A 21,348-nucleotide genomic window follows, 5' to 3' on the forward strand; every position below is an offset into this window, starting at 1 on the left:
AGTTGATTGTCATTTAGCTTTTTCGATCAATGTACGGCTACTTCCTTACATTTAATGGCCGCAGAATGTACTAATTAGTGCTTTAATTTTTTTGCAATTAATTCAGCTGCCTTTTTAGGGTTTACTCGGTAAATCTTATCCATTAGGTATACATCTTTTCCTGCAAGAACACTGAACTTATCTTTCTCCATGCCAGTTACAATTATTTCGGCAGCTTCTTTTGGTGTTAGTATTTTTTGCCTTTGTTTTTCATCTACAGGTTGATTTGAACGCTCTGCACCTGAATTTTTCATAATGTTGGTACCTACACCTCCAGGAAATACGACAGTGACTTTTACGTTTGTATCTTTAAGCTCGGAGTGTAAAGCTTCTGTTAGAAGTTTTACAGCGGCCTTGGAAGCCCCATATATTGATTGACCTGGTACTGGTAAGAAACCGCCCATACTTGAAATGTTTGTAATATGTCCCACTGGTCTTTTTAGGAGATAAGGTATGAAGGATTTCACCATATAAAGAGTTCCATAAAAATTAATATCCATGACGAGTTTTATCTTTTCGTAGTCAAGCTCATTTACATGTACAAATGGTTGGATAATTCCGGCATTATTAATGATTCCATCGACCGAACCGTGATGAGCAATTACTTGTTCAGGAAGTGCTTCGACCGCTTCTCTTTCAGTAAGATTGACCACATGTATTGAGACTTTTGAACCTTTATCTCCTGCTATTTTGAGAGTTTCAGCTAGTGCCTCTTGATTAATATCGACAGCAGCGACACTCGCTCCCTTAGCAAGAAGATTTAAGACAATCTCACGTCCAATGCCTCCACCGGCACCAGTAACAACAATGACTTTATTTAAGACATTCATTGTATTTCCTCCTTTTATTCGTTGATGAGATGATTTTGTATGCGAATACAAAAGGCGTTTTGAGAATGAAAAATAGAACAAAATTTTGCTATTTTGCAGAAATTAGTTAGAATAGAATAAATATAACGAACAAATGTTGATTATCTTTCATATCAAAATTATATTTCATACCGAAAGCTAAGATCAATCAGCAAAAGATAGTGATAATGTATGTTAATAGACATTGGTCAAATTATTTGTTCATTTAAATTGGAATGGAGGTATTGGGGTGGGTGAGAGATCCGATCAAGTGGATAGAAGAATTCTAAAGTCAAGAGCTGCAATGAAACGTGCCTTGCTTAGCTTAATGAAAAAAAAGGATTTCAAAAGTATCTCAATCACGGAAATTGTACATGAGGCAGATGTCAATCGGGGAACCTTTTATAAAAATTATGTCTATAAAGAGGACATATTAGATGAGATTATATGTGATGTTACCAATGATTTAATCATGTCGTTCAGAGAACCTTACAAGGACCTTGAAAAAATTGATGTTAGATACTTAACTTCAAAAGCAATAAAAATCTTTGAACATGTTGAAACACATGCATCGTTCTATACACTAATAGCTTCTTCAACTAATTTTGCTGGATTTGAAAATAAACTATGTCAAGAGATCAAACAGTTATTGTTTAATGACTTCGCGTACTCACTATCAAATCAAACAATAGATATAAATATCCTTGCGAGTTATCATTCCTATGCTCTTGTCGGAATGATTATGGAATGGGTACATACCGACTATCAATATAGTTCAGAATATATGGCTGAACAACTGCTAGAAATTATAAGAAATAGCCAGAGGATTAGTATAAAGGAGATTAGTGTTGAAGTAGTAGAGAAGAAATCAAATTAGGGAAGTCAGACTATCTGATGCCAGTAATTCATGAATAGAAAAGGTTTGAGAATCGAGAATAATGTTAAACAGAAGAAATTGGTTAAAGTTATAGCTTGGGACATCCATTGTAGTCCTAAAGTAAAAAGAGTATGGTTTTAAATGTTTGAATTAACTGGAATTATACGAATAAAAAGATGATCACTTGAACAACTTAACAGGTACATACAGCTTAGGAGGTAGATTATGTTAAAAACAGTAGATGTTGGGCTTATGGCAAATCATCTTTCTTCACATCAAGGTGTAATTCGTAGACTAGAATTGTACACGAAACTAACTAAAAACCAACAGCTAAATCAGATATTCAATCAACAAATCGGTGCAATGAAAAACCATGTACAGGTTATGAATATGCTTTTGAATCCTCATCAAACGAACCAACAAATCACGGTGCCGCCCATTCCGCAAAATGGAATGCAGATGCAACAACCTCAACCTACGCCAGCAGATATCGATATCACTGATAGAGATATGGCACTTGATGCCCATTTTACGGCAACAGCCATGGCAAATGATAATTTTGTCTCTGCTTCTAGTATGAAGAATATCCAAGTTAAGCATCTTCATATTGAAATGGCAATGCAGCAATTTCAACTTGCTGAACAACATGAAAGGCTAGCTGAGCAAATGGGTTGGATGACACATCCAGTAGCAACAACAACGGAGCAACAGCAGGCGATTAGTCAAATGCCACCCCAAGGATTTCAGCCGTATCGACAGATGGCAAATAATGGCCAAATGAATGGTCAGAATCAACAACATCGTTATAATTAAGTGTACTGAAGAAATCGATTATAAACACCTCTATATTTATCAAAAGAGGCTGGGACATAACTAAAGTGCTTAACTAAAATACCGAATAATGCAATCGCGTAGCGGATGAAATATACGTAGACTCCTGCAGGACCTAAAAGCCAAATGTGAGACCCCGCAGTGCGAAGCACGAGGAGGCTCACCGGCTTCCCGCGGAAAGCGAAGTATATTTCAGGAGCGGTTTACGTCCGCCACCCACAATTGTTCGGATTTTCCATTAGTTAATCACTTTATTCCCAGCCTCTTTTACTATTGGCATTTAAGTGGACAACCACTAAAAAAAACCTTAATTCCACAGGATAAGTTTCGTGAATATAAGTAAGACAAATGATTGGCTTTTTTTGACTGTCTTGTTTATGATGGGTAGGGTTTTAGCCGAAGTTAGGGCAAAAAGGAGTGATGATCATGACAACGATTGCGGGGCAAACGAGTATAGAAAATAGACTCAGTCAATCCGAGAAAAGGAAGATTATATTCATCATGTGCACGGTACTGCTATTTTCAGTTATGAACGGAACAATGTTTATGATTGCTGTACCTGATATCGCCTATTCATTTTCTCTCGTGCCATCACAGGTCAGTTGGGTTGTGACTTCATATATTGTTGTTTATGCGATTGGTGCACTCATGTATGGAAAACTAGCTGACATTTATCCGTTGAAAACGTTACTAACGATAGGATTGAGTTTGTTTGGAGTAGGTTCGATTTTAGGATTCTTCTCACCTAGTTTTCTTATGGTCATTGTAGCACGAATCGTTCAAGCAGCAGGTGCCTCTTCAATCCTTGCTTTAGTTTTCATTGTCCCTTCAAGGTACTTCCCACAAGAAAGAGGAAAGGTATTAGGGATTATATCTAGTACAATGGCATTTGCTTCAGGAATAGGACCAGTCATTGGAGGATTTGTCGCGGGGATCTTACATTGGAATTTCTTATTTTTGATTTCAGCATGTGTATTATTATCAATTCCGTTTTTTTGGATGTGGATTCCAAAAGAGGAGAAGAAAGCTGGGAAAGTAGACTTGCTAGGTGCTTTTCTAGTGGCGATAGCTGTTGCGTCCATCATTCTTTTTATTACGCTACTCGTATGGTGGTATCTTATTATTAGTATTGGTTTCTTTGTTTTGTTTGTGTTAAGAATTTTCAAATACGATAATCCATTTATCCGACCGGATTTATTTCGAAGTGTTTCTTATCGGACGACCATTATTACTAGTTTTTTTGCAATGATGACAATGATGGGCAATATGTTTCTATTGCCTCTTATGTTAAGTGATGTCAATGGGTTAAACACACTCGCTATTGGTTTAACGATCTTTCCTGCAGCAATGGCAGCGGCATTAACAGGAAAATGGGCGGGTGTTTTAACGGAAAAGTGGGGAGGTAAGCAAGTCGTCTATCTTGCATTTGCCTTTATGATTTCTGGTTTTGGTTTGTTATCAACTTTAGTTGGACAGAACACATGGGTCATCGCACTTGTTACTTTATTGGTTTTCATCGCCTTTCCGTTCATTCAAACGTCTACGGCTAACTTACTATCAGAAGCATTACCTAAAAGTGAAATCGGAGTCGGAATGGGTATATATAATTTATTTAATTTTATGGCTGGAGCCCTTGGTGGAGCATTGATTGGGAAAGCCTTAGATTACAAAACCGATTTTTTAATTAATCCTTTTTCCATTGCAGAAGGAAATGAGACGATGTATAGCAATGTATTCATAAGTCTCGCTATATTGACAATAGCAAACTGCCTTTTCTTTCGTTTAGTAATGAAAAAGTAAGGGGACGGGAGAAAGTGTCTTAAGCTGATTTATAAAATCAGAACAGAACAAAGATAGAGAGTGTACGGACATCACTCCTGAAGTTAGAAAATATTGAAAGGAAGCAGGTGACTGAGGTTGCCTGCTTTTTGCCTGTAAATTGTAAGAGGGGATAGATGATATTATATATCTGAGGTTTAGTTTGAACAAAGCTAAATTAAAATGAGCTCTTTTTTATCAGAGTGTTTGCTAGAATCTCCATAATATTAACCTAGTCGTGACAAGTAACATGGTATAGTTAATACATAGCTAAGATAGGTAAAGGTGTAAGAAGATTATTGGAATATAGATAATGGGGGAGTAGAAGTGAAAAAAGTCTTTGGTTTAGTAATGGTCGGTTTCCTTTTCTTCGTTGGGTGCTCTCCAACTGGTCAACAAGATTCACTGGATACCGAGGAAATTAATCAGGAAGAGCAAGTAAATGGAAAAATAGAAGTGGTAATAGGGAATCTGAATGTCCCATGGTCGATTGAGAGACATAATGATATATTCTATGTGACAGAAAGACCAGGGACCATTGCCAAAATAGAAAATGGCGAACTGATAAGACAAGATGTAGAACTCAGTAAAGAATTATCTACTGGGTCAGAGGATGGGTTAATGGGGTTCGTGCTCTCTCCTAACTTTGAGAAATCAAGTATTGCTTATGCATATTATACATACGAAGACAACAGAGGACAGTTTAACCGGGTTGTAACCCTGCGTCTAGAGGATAACATTTGGACTGAAGAAAATGTTCTTCTTGATAACATCCTAGGTAATTCCTGGCATGATGGTGGAAGACTTGAAATTGGCCCGGACGAAACCCTTTATATTACTGTAGGTGATGCTTATGAAAGAAGTATCTCTCAAGATTCTACCTCATTAGCAGGCAAAATATTAAGAATGAATCTAGATGGTTCAATTCCAGGTGATAATCCTTTCCCGAATTCATACGTCTATAGTCTAGGTCATCGAAATCCACAAGGGATTACTTGGTTACCTGATGGAACACTATATGCCAGTGAGCATGGTAACGAGGCTAACGATGAAATTAATGTAATTGAAGCTGGTCAAAACTACGGATGGCCACTTATTGAAGGAACTGAGGAGGAAGATGGGTTAGTCCCACCTCAATTCACTTCTGGTAGTAGTTCAACATGGGCACCATCAGGGATGGACAATCATAACGGGAAGCTATATGTTGCAGCATTAAGAGGTTCTGCTGTTCTAGAATTTGATCTTGAAACAGGTCAGTATTATGAAGTGATAAGTGGTATCGGAAGAATACGAGATGTGCGTATAGAGGATAACTATCTTTACTTCATTAGTAATAACAAGGATGGGCGAGGTACTCCAAGAGAGAATGATGATAAGTTGTATAGGATTTCACTTTCGGAATTGGAAAGAAGATAGAGGAGTTCAGAACTAGTATAGTAGTTTCTTCATTCTGTGAACGGATAAACTCGATTATTTTAAGTGAATGTTAGATGAAAACAGCCACTTTCAAAATAAAGTGGCTTTATTCGTTTCTGAGCCCATTGCTTGTTTGGAAAAAAGAATCTGTAACTTCAAAGGTACCCCCAATGAGTAGGAGCGGGTCATAGTGCCTTTCTTCTAAGCTAGTTTTTTCAATAAGGAATTATTAAGATCGGACACCCTTAAGCAAGTTCGATTATACTAAATCTGCCAAAGCGGAAATCTAAAGATGAGTGATTCTTCTTGTATGAGTATCCGTTTGCTAAGTAAGGGGAGTAACGATTAAAGGAGATTGTGATGGACCACTACAATGATGAAGACCTCTATATTCGAATCAAACAGCATAATAAAGAGGCCCTAGAGTTGCTTTACGACAGATACGAACGTATTTTATTTTCTTTCATTTATCGATTTGTTAAGGACTCTGGTCTTACGGAAGAGATCATGCAGGATCTCTTCCTCAAACTATGGAAGCAAAAATCAATGTATGATTCTACAAAAGGCTCATTCTCTTCCTGGTTGTTGACGCTCGCTCGCAATGCAGCCATTGATGCCTTAAGGAAGCAAAAGAAGACTGAATATGGGCTTTTGGAACGAGATCAACGAGAAGATCCAGAGAACATTGAGAAGAAGGTCGTTCAGAAGGAAGAAAATGATACCATTCACGAAGCTATGTCCACATTACCGAACGACCAACAAACGATTGTGAAGCTTTTTTATTTTGAAGGTCATACTCAAAAACATATAGCTGATACCTGTCAGATTCCATTAGGGACTGTAAAGGGACGGATTAGGCTAGCACTTAAACATCTACGAAAGAAACTAAGTCGGGAACAAGTGAGAGGTGAAAACCATGAATGAGAAAGAATGTGTACAACTACTAGATTACGTGAACAATGCTCTATCAGAGGATGAACAAAAGCAGTTTGAAAATCATTTACAGGAATGTGAAGATTGCCAAGCACTCTATGCCGATCTGATTGGGTTAAATGAAGAGATGGCTTTGCATCATGGTATAATCGCCCCTCCTAGTGGAATGAAGGAACGAATTCTTGATACGGTGCTTGCTGACGAAAATACTCGACCTTTAGAACCAAAAGAAGAAGTAGTTGTTCCAATGAAAAAAAGTGCACCAATGTGGGGATATGCTGCCGTAGCAGCTCTTGTGCTATCAATTGGTCTTCATGTCTACACGATGACAATTATGAATCAGTTAGAAACAAATGTCGCGACACTTGAAGAAGAACGGGATGAATTGCTAGCTGTGGTCGACCAAGAAACCACATCAAGTGCACAGCTTGTGGCCTCTGCACCTTTAAGTCAAATGGATTCAGACTTACAACTAGGAACAGCGTCCATTCTACAAGATGCGTCTTCATATCAGCTTGTTGTCCAGGTGGATGATCTGCCACAGCTTGAGCAAACGGAAGTATACCAAGTATGGATCATCCGAGATGGGACTCCGTATCCAGCAGGTTCTTTTCTCACAAATGAACAAGGACAGGGTGCTGTAACCTTTTCGATGGACTTAAATGACCAGTCTCTTGGAGAGGCAATTGCGATTTCTCGTGAGCGGAAACCTAATAATCAAGAGCCGGAGGGTGAGATCCTAACTCTCTCTGAGCTATAACGGAACGGAAAGAACCTACTTTTGAAAGGCTAGTTTGACTAGCTTTTATGGGTAGGTTCTTTTTATTTTATATTTTTTATTGGCTCTGTTAAATTTTAATGTTGATAATTAACAAAAATAAATCGGGAATCAATTACTGCATGATTCCCGCCTTAACTTCAAGGAGGTTCTTGTAAAAATGATAGGATTTCTACTTAACTATTAAGTTCTCCTACTAAATCATTTTTGTTTATATCAACGTATTGTATAAGGTAATCGAATAAGTTTCTATCGCCATCATAAAGATAAAGTTTATCAGCTACTTCACTAATTTCTAACACCATAGCATCATATTTAGAACTGTGAGTTTCAGAAAAAGAAGTTATAGAGTATTCCATTTGATTATCAACATTATTTCTTAAATCCTGTGTCGATACATTGTTTTGTTCCAGTATAGAATTTATTGCCTTTAGTATTTCGTAATCTTCTTTTGCTTGTATTCGTTGTAAAGTGTCAATCGTATCACCTAAGAATAATCCTGTTGAATTCTCTAAGAAACCCAATATACCTTGCATATTCAGTTCCGTATCTAAGTTAATTACAAGTATTATGTCTCTTATTACAACAGGTAATTTATAAAATACATCCTTTTGGGTTAAATGATTATTCTCGTCATTGTATAAGTTTAATGCAATCTCATTGATGATTTCTTCACCTGATTTCTTCGTTAGAAGATTTAGTTGGATTAAATCCTTAATTATTTCCCGATATTCATTCATAAAAATTAACCTCCATTTCTATTGGATTAACTTTAATTAGGTGGTAAAACGAGATAAACGAAGGCTATCATAGGTATCTGTCATCTCAAATACAAATGATGTTAATAGAAATTCTTTAATATTGTGTCTTGTGCTTTCGTTACTTCGGCTATCAACAAACAGAAACCACGTAAGGTAATTGTCGAGATACTTTGTAGCCACACCTTTAAAACGGTCTATCCAACGTTTCATGCGAGAATGGAGACCATTTACATTCTGAATGTGATACAAGCCTTTTATAACGTGCTTTCCATCATTTGATTTGATTCTATAATGCTCTATACCTTTTTCTTTTGCATATGTTTTGTAGGCTCTCCAAGCATCTGTAACAAGTACATTATCAGATGTTAGTTTAGAACCAATCATCCTATCAACTTTCGTTTTCACAACACGACCCATACAAACAACTTTAGATACAGTAGATTTTGTGCGGTCTCTTGCAACAAGAACACAAACCTGTTCGTGGCTAATACCTCTGTGTTTTGATTTCCCACCACGCTTTCGAGGTTTGCGGTCTGAAATACCTCTCTTACCTTTTTCAGAATATAGGAAATAGGTCTCGTCAACTTCAACGATACCTTCAAATTGCTCAAAATCCATTTGTTTAAGGGCATTTAACAACTTGTGTCTCCAGTAAAAAAGAGTAACCCAAGTAACCCCTACGATTTCAGCAGATTTTCGGAGGGAATAACCTTTGAACATACAATCGACAAATGTAATCCATTCGTTTCCTTTTCGAGTACGGTAAAGAACAGTATTTGTTGTATCAGTAAAGGTCTTACTACAACACCTACAACAATAGCGTTGACGACCATTGGGTGTACCGAAACGAACGATGTGTTCAGAAGCACAATGAGGACATTCAATCCCTTCTTTAAAGCGAGTTTCTCGCATTTCATTGATTAGATGACCACCGACAGAGGAAGAAGGCTGAACATAGCGTTTAACCCACTGATAAACTTGCTCTTTTTTCGTATGTGGTAGTGTATCAATGTGTTTTAACAAGTTACTAAACGCTTTGCTCATACTTACAACCTCCCGAATGTTTGTTCTTGTGTTGATTATACTAAGATTTCGGATAGGTATCAAATATCAACATTTACCTTTATCAGAGCCTTTTTATTAAAAAAAGTGATCCAAATTCAAACTTTCTTCGTTAGCTCTATGAATCTTAAATATTAAAACCATAAAAGGAGTGTTTGAAATGAAAAAAAATCTTAGAAAATCAATGATGGTCGTACCACTTTCATTATCATTACTATTTGTACCAACGATGACAGGGCTTGCACATGAAGGTCATTCGGACGGACATATGCATGATGGTTCCGTTTCGGTTTCAACGCCAGCATCAGATTTAAGAGCTACATTAGATCAATACTTATCTGAACATGCGTTTCTCGCCATTTACACGATGCAAAAAGGAGTCGACGGAGCAGAGGATTTTGATGAAATTGCAGTAGCGCTAAACCAAAACACAGAAGATCTATCGGTTGCAGTTGCCTCGGTCTACGGTGATGAGGCCGGCGAACAATTCAAGGAAATGTGGAGTGCACATATTGGTTTCTTCGTGGACTATGTTGTATCGACAGCTGAGGAAAATGAAGAAGGTCGCCAAGCTGCATTAGCCGAACTAGACCAATATAGAACTGATTTCTCTACTTTTCTTGAGACAGCTACAGAAGAACGACTAGAAGCTTCGGCTCTTGCGGAGGGATTACAAATGCATGTGGATCAATTGGTTTGGGCGTTTGATCAATATGTAGAAGGGAATTACGATGCGACATATGAGAATGCACGTGAAGCTGTTCATCATATGTATGGTGTTGGAAAAGGTCTTTCAACTGCGATAACGGACCAATTCCCTGATGAATTTGAAGAAACGACGCCAGCCACACCAGCTGCTGATCTTCGTGCAAATCTTAATCATTTGTTGTCCGAACATGCAGGTCTTGCGGTTTTTGCGATGCAAAAGGGGATCGATGGTGCAGCTGACTTTGACGCAATTGCAGCTGCATTAAATGAAAATACAAGCAAATTATCTGATGCGATTTCTGCTGTCTACGGAGAAGAAGGCGGAGACGTGTTTGAACAAATGTGGAGCGAGCATATTGGCTATTTTGTTGACTACGTCGTCGCAACAGCTGAGGAGAATGAAGAAGGACGCCGAGAAGCCTTGATGAACCTTGACAATTACCGCGAAGATTTCTCAGCGTTTCTAGAAACGGCGACTGAAGAACGTTTAGAAGCTACAGCTCTAGCAGATGGCTTACAGATGCATGTTGACCAACTGGTGATGTCATTTGATAGTTATGTAGCTGGCGATTATGAGGCGGCCTATCAGAATGCGAGAGAGGCTTATGCACATATGTTCGGTGTTGGAGAAAGCCTATCATCTGCGATTGTTGACCAATTTCCAGACTCATTTACGGATAAAACTCCAACTGATATGCCAAAAACAGGTCTAGGTGGAACGGCTCAATCAGGCTTTAGCATGGAGTTTGCAGCTATTCTGATAGTGATCCTACTAGCAGGATCTAGTTTCTTTGTTTTAAGACGCAAGCAGGCATAGGAACGGAAGTAAGGGGAGTTCACCTCTTGCTTCTAGAAGTTATTAAGAAATCTGTGTCTAAAGGACATTTGTTCCGTTATTATCAACAAATAAGCTGTTTTTAGTTTTTTACGGACATCGGTTCCGTTAATAAGAAGATAATATGAAAAAAGAATCTAGTATTAGGTGAATAAAGGAATAGATGTCCGTATGCTTATTTAAATGACCAAAAATATTAAAAATAACTGATAGGATGTCCGTTTGATTTCTAAATCTATTCGTTTTGTTTCACTTTAATGGAATAATGGAGCGAACAGGGTGCACAAATTTTCTGAAGGCAAAGAGGGGAGGGGGAGTCAATGAACACTTGGCTTGGGATCATTTTTTTTAGTGTCACATTCGTTCTTTCTGCTTGTGGAGGACAGGAGCAAATGGAGGGAGACGGTCAAGCATCAGCATTCGAAACAAACGAGCCATTTCAACTAGATTCGGCGGAGAAAAGCTCCAAAACAGAACAAACGAAACAGGAGACTAAGATCATTCGAGACGAACGAGTTGGCATTACGCCTATTCGAGTCACAATCCCTAGAATAGATGTTGAAGCTGAGATAGAAAATGTGGGGTTACTTCCAAATGGGCAAATGGAAGAGCCTGATACGATAGATGGGGTCGCATGGTATGAGCTGGGCACAAAGCCAGGGGATCAAGGGAGTGCAGTGTTAGCTGGACATGTTGATAGTAAAACAGGGCCAGCCATATTCTATGATCTTCACAAGCTTGAAAAAGGCGATGAAATCATCGTCACTGGAGAAGAAGGTGAACCTCTAACGTTTATTGTCCAAGATAAAGTGGCATACCCAAGAGAAGAAGCACCTGTTCAGAAGATTTTCGGCTACTCATTTAGACGTCAATTAAATTTGATTACATGTACTGGTGAATTTAATAGAGATGCGGGTACACATGACGAAAGGCTGGTTGTCTACACGGTGTTAAAGTCTGACTTGTAGTAAAGCTTTGAAGAAGCTCCTGTTTTTTACAGGGGCTTTTCTTTGTTTGGAGGTCCTTCTAATGAGCTTAGGTTATGAAGAGAAAATAAAAAAATGGCACCTTTTTTCGGCACCATTTATCTTTTATTATTAAAATAGGTAAACACAAGTCTTTAATATGTATGGTTTGGCGGGACTGTGTAGGAATCGAACCTACCGGAGACGGCACGCGCCTCCCAAGCGGTTTTGAAGACCGTGGCGAACACCAGTGTCACAGCCAGCCCCAAATTAAAAAAATAAGTAAATCTAAATCCGACTTAAACTATTATACACACTTCGACAACCTTCCGCAAGAGTTAAATAGACACACTTTATCTGATCACCTCAATTTTCAAGTTGCAAGTTAACACTATAAATGAATTACTCTAGCAAAATGAGGTTAGAGTAACATAAAGTCCATTCCTTATTTACCCATTCCCAACCACTTTTTCAATCTATTTTCTCAGACAACAACCTTTCCTTTGTTTTTCATTTCATGATTATAGTATGATTAGGTAATGTGAAAAATAGGCAACAAGGAAGGGTCAAACGTTATGAAACACTACACAGTTGGTATGGCTGGTCATATTGATCATGGCAAAACAACATTAACGAAAGCTTTAACAAACATAGATACCGATCGATTGAAGGAAGAGAAGGAGCGGAGTATTTCAATTGAACTTGGATATGCTCCACTAAAATTGACGGACGAGATGGAAGTTTCGCTCATTGATGTGCCGGGGCATGAGCGTTTTGTTCGACAGATGATCGCAGGAGTGGCTGGGATTGATCTTGTCATGCTTGTCATTGCTGCTGATGAAGGGATTATGCCACAAACACGTGAGCACTTAGACATTCTTCGGTTACTGGGGATTGAGAAAGGTTTAGTTGTTGTTACGAAGAAAGATCGTATTGATGAGGAGATGCTAGAAATTGTTGAACTCGATATTCGAGAAGCAATTGAAGGGACCTTTTTAGAAGATGAAGAGTTAATCTTTGTTGATAGTTTAAGTGGGGACGGAATTGAAGAGTTGAAAGTAGCGATCGCTGATGGCTTAAGGGATCGTCCCAGTAAGGATGCAGGTGGTGCGTTTCGTCTGCCAATTGATCAGGTGTTTACAGTTCATGGACAAGGTACAGTCGTTAGAGGTACGGTCTATGAAGGTTTAGTGAAAGAGGGAGATATGCTAGAGCTCCACCCTCAACGTATTCCCGTTCGGGTTAGACAGCTCCAGGTTCATCATCAAGCAAGAACAACAGGACGAGCAGGTCAACGGGTAGCTATTAATCTTGGTGGCGTTTCAAAGGATGAAGTTCAGCGTGGGCATGTGCTCGTGGCTAGTGGACATTATGATACGACCGATACGATTGATGTCGCATTAACGACTGTTTCTGAGCTCTCTTATATTGTTAAGCAACGTGGGGCAATCAAACTACATATTGGAACAGCTGAAGTATATGGAAAAGTGGTCTTTTTTGATCGTAATGAACTTAGTGAAGGGGACGAACAAATTGTTTGTCAGCTGAGACTTGATGATTCAATTGTGACAAGACGTGGTGATCGCTTTATTCTTCGTCGCCCGACACCGATGGAAACGATTGGTGGTGGTGTCGTCATTGATGCCCATGGCGGAAAATATCGTTTTGGTGAAGAGACCGTACATGCATTAGAGCAGAAGATGAAATCCTCTCCTGAAGAGCAATTTCAACAGCTGCTGCTTGACCGGAAGATGTTAACGCTGAAGGAAGCGAGTAAGGAACTTCATCTCACAGAGCAAGAGCTTCAGGCTGAGGTAACGAACCATCCGGAACTACTCCAGCTTCCTTCTGGTGAGATCACAAGTGAAGCAGTGCTACGTTCTTTACGTACATCGTTTCAAACAGAATTCGAGCGATATCATTCTGAATTTCCATTACGTCCAGGAATGAAAAAGGCAGAAATGATTCAAAGCTATGCTACGACGTATCCGAAACGATTGTTGACATGGTTCATGGATGAGGGAACGTCGAAGGGTTGGTTTGTTGTCGAGGGACCATATGTTGCAGGAACTGAGCATACCCCACATCCTCCTGGACAATGGGCAAAACGAGTTGAAAATGTGCTTGCGAGTTTAAAAGAAGAAGGTTTGAAGGTCACAGCATTGAAGCGGCATTTAGATAATCAGCAAATACCTGAGTCACTGCATGAAGAGATTAGTCTATATTTTCATCATCAAGAACATTTAATTCAGCTAGATGAAAAATTATCAATCCATCATGAGCCGTTCCGTGAAGCGGTCAGAAGTCTTTTTAATGAGACGAACGATGTCTTTTTGCTTCAAGATGCAAAAGAGTTAACAGGGCTTTCAAGGAAGTATCTTGTTCCGTTTGTTGAAAAGCTCGACAAGTTAGGATTAACGATTCGTCAAGATCAGGAACGGAAATGGAAGGTTGATAAAGTTGAAAATTGGCTCAGTCACTAAACCGAACATTCTATTTTTTACTCCATTTTTTAAACAGCATCGTGGAAATTCAACAACGGCTCTTCGTCTTGTTGAAGGGCTGAAAATGTGGGATGCCACAGTAAAGGTTTTTGCCTATGAAGAAGAAGAGTGGAACGAGGAGATTGAAGCGTTTTTTAACGAAGCGGATCTAGTTCATGTCCTTCATTTGAAGCGGTTTGCATTATGGTTGAAAACAGTCCCTCATTTGAAGTTAGACATGCCGTATATTCTAACCTCTGGTGGCACTGATATTAACGAAGACTTAAAAAGCCCTGAGGCAACTTGCTTAATCGAATCAGTTGTTAATAGGTCTTGTGGGATTACAGTATTTAGTCAGGATGGTAGACAGAAATTACTTCAAGCCTACCCTGAACTTAATGATCGTGTCTACGTCATCCCGCAAAGTGTATGGCTTCCTAAAAATGAAGCTGAAATTGTTCCAGTTTTACCTGGGAAGCCTGCTCTGTTATTGCCGGCAGGCTTACGACCGGTCAAGGATGTGTTTTTCTTATGGGACGAACTGAAGGAGTTGCATGATCGCTATCCCGAGCTGACTTTTACAATTATTGGAGCAGCTCTTGATCCTACTGTCAGTGAAGAAGTCGAAACACGTTCTAGAAAGCATAGTTGGTTTCACTATCTTAAAGAAGTTCCGCTTGCTCAAATGGCTGCAATCTATCAACAAGCAGACATCGTTTTAAATACCTCTCTATCAGAGGGGCAATCAACAGCGTTACTTGAGGCAATGCAAGTAGGGAAAATAGTGATGGCTAGAAGGAATCCTGGGAATGAAAGCATTATTCAGCCTGGTCACACAGGAATCCTATTTGACTCGCCAGAAGAATTTCGTTTGAAATTAGAAAAGCTCCTAGAAAATAGAAATATTCAAATAAATCTCGTGAAACATGCACAAACTTATATGAATAGTCATCACTCGCTAGAGGGTGAGATGAACAAATTTCTAAAAGTATATACCCATTGCTTGAGTTAAGTTACTTTACAAAGGTAATGAGATGATGGTAGATTTTTCAATGTACTTAGAAAAAGAGATAAAAAGGTGGAGAAATAGAATGAAAAAATGGTTAATTACATTAGGGCTTGCGTTTGCTCTAACAGCATGTGGGTCAAGTGATCCAGACGAAGTCGTTGAATCACCAACGGATGAAGAAACGACTGAAGAAGAAGTAGCTGAAACGGAAACAGATAATAGTACTTTTGAAATAGCCGTTATTCCTTCTCAATCAACAGGTGAGATGCAAACAGGTCTTGATAATTTACAGAGCTATTTAACAGAGGAGCTTGAACGTGAAGTTGTTGTAACGCAGTATCCAAACTACAATGCAGTTGTTGAAGCGTTAAATTATAACCATGTTGACTTAGCCTTTTTAGGCCCGTTAACGTATGTTATTGCTCATGAACAGAGTGGTGCAAAAGCAATCGTAACGATTGAAGTAGATGGGAGTTCATTTTATCACTCATACATTATTACCCATGCTGATAATGAGTGGGCGAACTTAGATGAGCTTCTTGCAGATGCTGGTGAAGTTGATTTTGCTTTCGGTAGTATTTCATCAACATCGGGTCATTTAATTCCAGGCTTACATCTTCGTGATCTTGGCTATTATGAGAGTGAAGATCAAAATGAATTTAATCAAGTTCAATTTGCTGGTTCACATGATGTTGTTGCAACCCTTGTTCAAAATCAGGATGTTGATGCAGGGGCGATTGACAGTGCTATTTTAAACGAATTAATTGAACAAGGGACGGTTTCGGCGGACGAAATTAAAATCCTTTGGGAATCACAAGAACTGTACCAATACCCTTGGGTTGTTCCTGCACAAACAAGTGATGAACTAGTGACGCAGCTTCAAGAAGCATTTTTTGCGATTGAGGATCCCGAAATTTTAAGTATCTTTGGTGGGGCAACAAAGTTTGTCGAAGCTGAAGATAGTAATTACTCAGATATTGTTGATGCAGCTCGTGAATTTAATATGCTTACATTAGAATAGAGGTTTTCTTAATGGTTTGGTTTCGTAGGCGTTATATCATTTATTTCTTGCTTATTTTAGCCGCAACATGGTGGAGCATGGATGTGACTGGTTTTGAGTGGAGAAAGCTTACGCAAATCGGAAATATTGTTGATATGGTGACCACTCGCTTCTTTCCTGTTGAGTGGTCACTTTTTCCGAGAATGGCGTTACATAGTCTTGTGACACTCGCGGTTGCTTTTTTAGGGACAACCTTTGCCTTAGTTGTCGCATTGCCACTCAGCTTTCTTGCTGCTAAAAACACAAGTGGAACAGTTGGGATGTATGCTACCATTCGTGGTGGGTTAAGTGCCCTTCGCTCGATTCCTGAGATTGTATTTGGTTTAATATTCGTTGCCGCATTTGGACTTGGTCCGTTTGCTGCAGTGCTTGCCATCATTCTCCATAATATTGGTGTATTAGGAAAATTGATTTCAGAATTAATTGAGGCGGCAGAGGCAGGGCCGCAAGAGGCGATGCGTTCGGTTGGTGCGACCAAATGGATTGGACATCTTTTTGCGATTGTTCCACAAATTTGGCCGAATGTTTTGTCTCATTTCTTCTATAGATTTGAAGTTGCTATTAGAACCTCCTTAATTTTAGGTTTCATTGGTGGTGGTGGGATTGGTCAGCAATTATTTAACCATTTCCAGAGTTTTTATTATACAGCCGTTACCGTTGATATAATTTTAATCATGATCTTAGTGATTATGGTTGACTTTATTGGTGGTCGGATACGTTCAAGGGTCATATAGGAGGGGATGTCGATGTTAACAATTTCAGACTTAGTTGTTAGATATCCGAAAGCTGAAGAAAATGCGATTGACCATGTTTCTGTTGAACTGGATAAAGGAGAATTTGTTTGTGTACTTGGCAAGAGTGGTGCAGGTAAGTCCACCTTTATTCGAGCGATTAATCGCCTTCAAAAGCCGACATCAGGTCAAATTAGCTGGGGGAATACCGAATTAACGAACTTATCTGAAGCGAAAATGCGTTATCTTCGTTCAGACATGGTGATGATTTTCCAGCATTTTAATTTAATTCCGCGTATGACTGTTTTTCAGAATACGCTGACAGGATCCTTTGGGAAACGACCTCCAATTAAGAATTTACTAGGTATTTTCTCAGAGCAAGAAAAAGAAAGAGCATATCAAGCATTGAAAGAAGTAGGGTTGAGTAAATTTGCCCATAAGAGAGTGGAAGATTTGAGTGGCGGACAAAAGCAAAGGGTTGGTATAGCTCGAGCATTGATGCAGGACCCGCAGCTAGTGCTGGGGGACGAACCAGTTGCAAGCTTAGATCCGTCTACATCCAGAACAATCTTTGAGCTGTTGCAACGAATTCATCAGGAGCGAAATTTACTAACAATTATTAATGTCCATGATGTTCATTTAGCGAAAGAATTTGCGACGAGAATCATTGCATTTAGAGATGGGAAATTAATTTTCGATGGGAAACCAGATCAAGTGGATGAGCATCAATTTGCTGAAATTTATCAGTAAAAGAGGGGTGCCACAAACGTCAAATACAGACGTTTGTGGCACCCCTTTTTAATAATTATTTTACAACGATTGGTTTTTCACCTTTTTCAAGTACTGTTCCAATAATCGTCGCTTGTTTGCCGGCTTGCTCCATGCTCTGAACATAGCTGTTTGCTTCTTCTCTAGTTAGAGCGATCAGCAATCCACCCGAGGTGATCGCGTCACATAAAATGCTCTTCTCAACATCACTAATACTCGTAGAGAAATCAACTTCGTCTTTTAACCAACGTTCGTTTGCTTTTGAACCACCAGGGACAATGCCTTTTTCAGCAAGATCACGCGTGCCCTCTAGCATTGGAACATTTGTCATTTGTAATTCGAATGTTACATCACTGCCTTTAGCCATTTCGAAGCTATGACCGAGTAGACCGAACCCTGTAACATCCGTAACCGCATGTGGATTAAGTCCTTCAAGATGTTCAGCTGCAATATTATTAAGCTCAGCCATTGTTTCAGTTACAGCCTTTTCCTGAGCTTCTGTAACAGCATCCCGCTTAATGCCAGTCGTTAAAATACCAACACCGATCGGCTTCGTTAACACGAGAACATCACCAGGAATGGCACCAACATTTTTAAATATACGATCTGGATGAGCAAGACCTGTAACCGATAGCCCGAATTTAGGCTCTTGGTCGTCGATGGAATGCCCACCAACAATAATTGCTCCAGCTTCCTTTGTTTTGTCTGCAGCACCGAGGAGAATATTAGCTAACACTTCCGGTGGCAAAACTGTAATAGGGAAACCGACGATGTTCATTACCGTTGTCGGCTTACCGCCCATTGCGTAGACATCGCTTAATGCGTTAGCTGCTGCGATTTGTCCAAACATATATGGATCATCAACAACAGGTGTAAAATAATCAACTGTCTGAATCATTGCTAAGTCGTCTGTTAATTTATAAGCACCAGCGTCATCAGATGTATCGAGCCCAACGAGTAAGTTAGGGTCATGTGTTTGTTTAGGTAAATGTCGCAAAACTTGCGACAGGTCTTCTGGACCAATTTTGCATCCTCAACCAGCTTTTGTCGAGAATGAAGTTAATTTAATGTTATCATGCTTGTCCATTTGGACACCTCCTACAATCTTTCAATAACTATCTTTATCTTTTGCATCCTGTCTTGTATTATCCTACAATAGAGAGGAAAACAAAGTAAAGGAGTTTGATTTGGAATGGAATATAAATTATCTGTAGAATTTTGCATGATGTGAAACTATGCACCGAAAGCCGTGAGTTTCGCGGACGATATCTTAGATCATTTTCGTGGCAAAGTCAAAGAGGTTAAGCTAGTCACTAGCTCTGGTGGAGTTTTTGAAGTGACTGTGAATGGAGAAAAGCTCTATTCAAAAAAAGAAACCGGAGAATTTCCAGAATCAACAGAAGTGATTGAAAAGATGGAAGCAATGAGCGAGTAAGAAAAAACACCTTTTTGGTGTTTTTTCTGCGAAAATACCTAGTGAAAGGTGTAGAAACAATGAAACAAATGCTAAGACATCTCCCTGCCATTCATGAGCTTCAGCAGGATCAGCGTTTTGCTAAGCTAGAAGAAAAATGGTCGAAGGCGAAAGCAACAGAATGGGTACAAGAGGCGGTTGCTGAACTACGTAAGGAATTATTGGAAGAAACGTGGGTACAGTCAAACGATATAATTGATTTCGTTGATGAGATTTTCATGCGTGTGTCAGAACGCCTTAGTGAACATTCGATGAAACGTCTTCAACGTGTTATTAATGGCACAGGTACAGTATTACATACAAATCTTGGACGAGCTAGACTCGGTGAGCGAGCGACTCTACAAGTGGCACAAACGGCTCAATCATATTCAAACCTAGAATATAACTTAATTGAAGGCAAGCGTGGTTCAAGGCATGATCTGATTGAAGGCATTGTCAAAGAAATAACTGGTGCAGAAGCAGCGATGGTTGTAAATAATAATGCTGCAGCTGTTTATTTAATCTTAAAAGCATTAGCGAAGGAAAAAGAGGTTATTGTTTCACGAGGAGAGTTAGTTGAAATTGGTGGCTCGTTTCGTGTCTCGTCGATTATGGAAGAAAGCGGAGCACACCTTATTGAGGTTGGAACAACAAATAAGACCCATCAATCAGATTATGAGCAAGCGATTAACGAAAACACAGCAATGATTATGAAAGTCCATACAAGCAATTTTAAGATTATTGGCTTTACTAAAGAAATTCCAGCAAGTGAGTTAAAGCACGTAACCGAACAACATAAGGTAATCTTATACGAAGACTTAGGTAGTGGGGCAATCTATGACCTGCGTCAGGATGGCATCGGCAATGAACCAACTGTCTCTGAGGCATTAATGCATGCAGACATTGTTTCCTTTAGTGGCGACAAATTACTCGGTGGACCTCAAGTTGGTATGATTGCAGGAAAAAAGGATCTAATTGATAAATTAAAAAAGCATCAGCTTGCACGTGTACTAAGAGTTGATAAGATGACCTTGGCTGCACTTGAGGCAACGCTGAGTGAGTACCGGGATTTAGATAAGGCTAAAACGACAATCCCAACATTAAAGGCGATACTATTAACGAAGGAAGAGGTTAGAGCAAGGATCGCATTATTTAAGCCAAAGATCCCAGCAAGCTTTCTTTCTGAGATTATTGATGGAACATCACAAGTTGGTGGTGGCACGATGCCAGAGGTGGAACTAGATACTTGCTTGTTAAAATTAAACCATCAGTCAATAAAGTCACATGAAATCCAGGAACAGTTACGTAAGGGGAGTCCCGCAGTCGTTGGACGAATCCAAGAAGATGCATTATTATTTGATTTTAGAACAATTGATGAAGCCGAGTTCGCTGATCTAGAGGCTCGTTTACAAGAATTTGCAAACTAGTAGAGAAGAGTGATGATATGCAAGGAAAGAAAGCATCTGAGTCAAGAACAGAATTAACTGATCTTGTATTGCCACCTGACACGAATTTTCTCGGGACGATATTTGGTGGAAATGTCATGGCCTATGTCGATAAAGTCGCAAGTATTTGTGCAATGAGACATGCAAGAGCAATGGTTGTTACTGCGTCAAGTGATAGCCTTGATTTCATCGCACCGATTCGTGCTGGTGAGGCTATTTGTTTAGTTGGATATGTGACGTATACACGAACAACTTCAATGGAAGTCTATGTTAAGGTTGAAGCCGAGAACTTAGTGACAGGAGATCGCCGCTTAACAGCAACATCGTATTTGACGTTTGTTGCCCTTGATGATGACGGCAAGCCAACACCTGTTCCGCCAGTGATTCCTGAGACAGAGGAAGAAATATGGCAACACACGGGAGCCGAGGAACGACATATGCAAAGGCAGAAGCGTCGTGATATTCGTAAAGAGAGACAAAAAGCTGAGGATAGCAAACAGGAAACGGAGGAATAACCCCGTTCCCTGT

General features: G+C 39.3%; 19 protein-coding genes, 1 tRNA gene and 1 pseudogene. 16 read left to right on the top strand and 5 right to left on the bottom strand.

Features of this window, described 5'->3' with window-relative positions; translation table 11 throughout:
• Nucleotides 1-74 precede the first annotated feature (74 nt).
• On the bottom strand, nt 75-869 hold the full coding sequence (locus J7W16_RS17300; RefSeq protein ID WP_210598734.1) for an SDR family NAD(P)-dependent oxidoreductase: 795 nt from the start codon (nt 867-869) through the stop codon (nt 75-77).
• 268 nt (nt 870-1,137) lie between these two features.
• Between J7W16_RS17300 and J7W16_RS17305 the strand changes: the two genes are divergently transcribed.
• The 6 genes from J7W16_RS17305 to J7W16_RS17330 all read left to right on the top strand — a co-directional run bounded on the left by J7W16_RS17305 (nt 1,138) and on the right by J7W16_RS17330 (nt 7,522).
• Nucleotides 1,138-1,764, top strand: coding sequence for a TetR/AcrR family transcriptional regulator (locus J7W16_RS17305; RefSeq protein ID WP_346726957.1), 627 nt, complete (start codon nt 1,138-1,140; stop codon nt 1,762-1,764).
• A gap of 225 nt (nt 1,765-1,989) precedes the next feature.
• On the top strand, nt 1,990-2,577 hold the full coding sequence (locus tag J7W16_RS17310; RefSeq protein WP_210598735.1) for a hypothetical protein: 588 nt from the start codon (nt 1,990-1,992) through the stop codon (nt 2,575-2,577).
• Nucleotides 2,578-3,021: 444 nt separating this feature from the next.
• Nucleotides 3,022-4,395 (top strand): MFS transporter, encoded by a 1,374-nt coding sequence (locus tag J7W16_RS17315; RefSeq protein ID WP_210598736.1) that lies wholly within the window; start codon nt 3,022-3,024, stop codon nt 4,393-4,395.
• 345 nt (nt 4,396-4,740) lie between these two features.
• Nucleotides 4,741-5,829, top strand: a complete 1,089-nt coding sequence (locus J7W16_RS17320) for a PQQ-dependent sugar dehydrogenase (protein WP_346726958.1) — start codon at nt 4,741-4,743, stop codon at nt 5,827-5,829.
• A 360-nt stretch (nt 5,830-6,189) separates the two neighbouring features.
• Complete coding sequence (locus J7W16_RS17325; RefSeq protein WP_210598737.1) at nt 6,190-6,753, top strand: RNA polymerase sigma factor; 564 nt, start codon at nt 6,190-6,192, stop codon at nt 6,751-6,753.
• Nucleotides 6,746-7,522: an anti-sigma factor gene (locus J7W16_RS17330; RefSeq protein ID WP_210598738.1), complete on the top strand. Its 777-nt coding sequence runs from the start codon at nt 6,746-6,748 to the stop codon at nt 7,520-7,522. The genes J7W16_RS17325 and J7W16_RS17330 overlap by 8 nt, the downstream gene beginning before the upstream one ends.
• A gap of 194 nt (nt 7,523-7,716) precedes the next feature.
• Here J7W16_RS17330 and J7W16_RS17335 read toward each other — a convergent pair whose 3' ends face one another.
• Both J7W16_RS17335 and J7W16_RS17340 read right to left on the bottom strand, forming a co-directional pair.
• Entirely contained in the window at nt 7,717-8,280 is a 564-nt protein-coding gene (locus J7W16_RS17335; protein WP_210598739.1) for a DMP19 family protein, read from the bottom strand.
• A 36-nt stretch (nt 8,281-8,316) separates the two neighbouring features.
• Nucleotides 8,317-9,345: an IS1595 family transposase gene (locus tag J7W16_RS17340; protein WP_210598740.1), complete on the bottom strand. Its 1,029-nt coding sequence runs from the start codon at nt 9,343-9,345 to the stop codon at nt 8,317-8,319.
• A 178-nt stretch (nt 9,346-9,523) separates the two neighbouring features.
• Here J7W16_RS17340 and J7W16_RS17345 point away from each other — a divergent pair, with 178 nt between their 5' ends.
• Both J7W16_RS17345 and J7W16_RS17350 read left to right on the top strand, forming a co-directional pair.
• Nucleotides 9,524-10,888, top strand: coding sequence for a copper amine oxidase (locus J7W16_RS17345; protein ID WP_210598741.1), 1,365 nt, complete (start codon nt 9,524-9,526; stop codon nt 10,886-10,888).
• Between the two features lie 338 nt (nt 10,889-11,226).
• On the top strand, nt 11,227-11,874 hold the full coding sequence (locus tag J7W16_RS17350; protein ID WP_210598742.1) for a class F sortase: 648 nt from the start codon (nt 11,227-11,229) through the stop codon (nt 11,872-11,874).
• A gap of 167 nt (nt 11,875-12,041) precedes the next feature.
• Here the strand turns inward: J7W16_RS17350 and J7W16_RS17355 are convergent.
• Nucleotides 12,042-12,138, bottom strand: a tRNA-Sec gene (locus J7W16_RS17355).
• Between the two features lie 308 nt (nt 12,139-12,446).
• Between J7W16_RS17355 and selB the strand changes: the two genes are divergently transcribed.
• The 5 genes from selB to phnC all read left to right on the top strand — a co-directional run bounded on the left by selB (nt 12,447) and on the right by phnC (nt 17,904).
• Nucleotides 12,447-14,354, top strand: coding sequence for a selenocysteine-specific translation elongation factor (selB, locus tag J7W16_RS17360; RefSeq protein ID WP_210598743.1), 1,908 nt, complete (start codon nt 12,447-12,449; stop codon nt 14,352-14,354).
• On the top strand, nt 14,332-15,366 hold the full coding sequence (locus tag J7W16_RS17365; protein ID WP_210598744.1) for a glycosyltransferase: 1,035 nt from the start codon (nt 14,332-14,334) through the stop codon (nt 15,364-15,366). The genes selB and J7W16_RS17365 overlap by 23 nt, the downstream gene beginning before the upstream one ends.
• 79 nt (nt 15,367-15,445) lie before the next feature.
• Nucleotides 15,446-16,384 (top strand): phosphate/phosphite/phosphonate ABC transporter substrate-binding protein, encoded by a 939-nt coding sequence (gene phnD, locus J7W16_RS17370; RefSeq protein ID WP_210598745.1) that lies wholly within the window; start codon nt 15,446-15,448, stop codon nt 16,382-16,384.
• 11 nt (nt 16,385-16,395) lie between these two features.
• Nucleotides 16,396-17,157, top strand: a complete 762-nt coding sequence (phnE, locus tag J7W16_RS17375) for a phosphonate ABC transporter, permease protein PhnE (protein WP_210598746.1) — start codon at nt 16,396-16,398, stop codon at nt 17,155-17,157.
• 12 nt (nt 17,158-17,169) lie between these two features.
• The gene (gene phnC, locus J7W16_RS17380) at nt 17,170-17,904 is read left to right on the top strand and encodes a phosphonate ABC transporter ATP-binding protein (RefSeq protein WP_210598747.1); all 735 of its coding nucleotides are present in this window, start codon (nt 17,170-17,172) and stop codon (nt 17,902-17,904) included.
• 55 nt (nt 17,905-17,959) lie between these two features.
• On the opposite strand, the gene selD is transcribed toward phnC, so the two are convergent.
• Nucleotides 17,960-19,009 carry a selenide, water dikinase SelD gene (gene selD / locus J7W16_RS17385; RefSeq protein WP_210598748.1) on the bottom strand — a complete coding sequence of 350 codons (1,050 nt, stop codon included), beginning with the start codon at nt 19,007-19,009 and terminating at the stop codon, nt 17,960-17,962.
• A gap of 156 nt (nt 19,010-19,165) precedes the next feature.
• Between selD and J7W16_RS17390 the strand changes: the two are divergent.
• The 3 genes and pseudogenes from J7W16_RS17390 to J7W16_RS17400 form a co-directional block, all read left to right on the top strand.
• Nucleotides 19,166-19,357: pseudogene (locus J7W16_RS17390) on the top strand (Rdx family protein); the annotation flags it as partial.
• A 59-nt stretch (nt 19,358-19,416) separates the two neighbouring features.
• Entirely contained in the window at nt 19,417-20,802 is a 1,386-nt protein-coding gene (gene selA / locus J7W16_RS17395; protein WP_210598750.1) for an L-seryl-tRNA(Sec) selenium transferase, read from the top strand.
• A gap of 17 nt (nt 20,803-20,819) precedes the next feature.
• Nucleotides 20,820-21,335 carry an acyl-CoA thioesterase gene (locus J7W16_RS17400; protein ID WP_210598751.1) on the top strand — a complete coding sequence of 172 codons (516 nt, stop codon included), beginning with the start codon at nt 20,820-20,822 and terminating at the stop codon, nt 21,333-21,335.
• Nucleotides 21,336-21,348: the final 13 nt, after the last annotated feature.

It is taken from the genome of Halalkalibacter suaedae (assembly GCF_017939705.1).
Taxonomy (GTDB): Bacteria; Bacillota; Bacilli; order Bacillales; family Bacillaceae_D; genus Halalkalibacter; species Halalkalibacter suaedae.

Bases quoted from the DNA above. Each gene is read 5' to 3' on its own strand.
- J7W16_RS17300 (WP_210598734.1), bottom strand. From the start codon at position 869: ATGAATGTCTTAAATAAAGTCATTGTTGTTACTGGTGCCGGTGGAGGC.
- J7W16_RS17310 (WP_210598735.1), top strand. From the start codon at position 1,990: ATGTTAAAAACAGTAGATGTTGGGCTTATGGCAAATCATCTTTCTTCA.
- J7W16_RS17315 (WP_210598736.1), top strand. From the start codon at position 3,022: ATGACAACGATTGCGGGGCAAACGAGTATAGAAAATAGACTCAGTCAA.
- J7W16_RS17325 (WP_210598737.1), top strand. From the start codon at position 6,190: ATGGACCACTACAATGATGAAGACCTCTATATTCGAATCAAACAGCAT.
- J7W16_RS17330 (WP_210598738.1), top strand. From the start codon at position 6,746: ATGAATGAGAAAGAATGTGTACAACTACTAGATTACGTGAACAATGCT.
- J7W16_RS17335 (WP_210598739.1), bottom strand. From the start codon at position 8,280: ATGAATGAATATCGGGAAATAATTAAGGATTTAATCCAACTAAATCTT.
- J7W16_RS17340 (WP_210598740.1), bottom strand. From the start codon at position 9,345: ATGAGCAAAGCGTTTAGTAACTTGTTAAAACACATTGATACACTACCA.
- J7W16_RS17345 (WP_210598741.1), top strand. From the start codon at position 9,524: ATGAAAAAAAATCTTAGAAAATCAATGATGGTCGTACCACTTTCATTA.
- J7W16_RS17350 (WP_210598742.1), top strand. From the start codon at position 11,227: ATGAACACTTGGCTTGGGATCATTTTTTTTAGTGTCACATTCGTTCTT.
- selB (WP_210598743.1), top strand. From the start codon at position 12,447: ATGAAACACTACACAGTTGGTATGGCTGGTCATATTGATCATGGCAAA.
- phnD (WP_210598745.1), top strand. From the start codon at position 15,446: ATGAAAAAATGGTTAATTACATTAGGGCTTGCGTTTGCTCTAACAGCA.
- phnE (WP_210598746.1), top strand. From the start codon at position 16,396: ATGGTTTGGTTTCGTAGGCGTTATATCATTTATTTCTTGCTTATTTTA.
- phnC (WP_210598747.1), top strand. From the start codon at position 17,170: ATGTTAACAATTTCAGACTTAGTTGTTAGATATCCGAAAGCTGAAGAA.
- selA (WP_210598750.1), top strand. From the start codon at position 19,417: ATGAAACAAATGCTAAGACATCTCCCTGCCATTCATGAGCTTCAGCAG.
- J7W16_RS17400 (WP_210598751.1), top strand. From the start codon at position 20,820: ATGCAAGGAAAGAAAGCATCTGAGTCAAGAACAGAATTAACTGATCTT.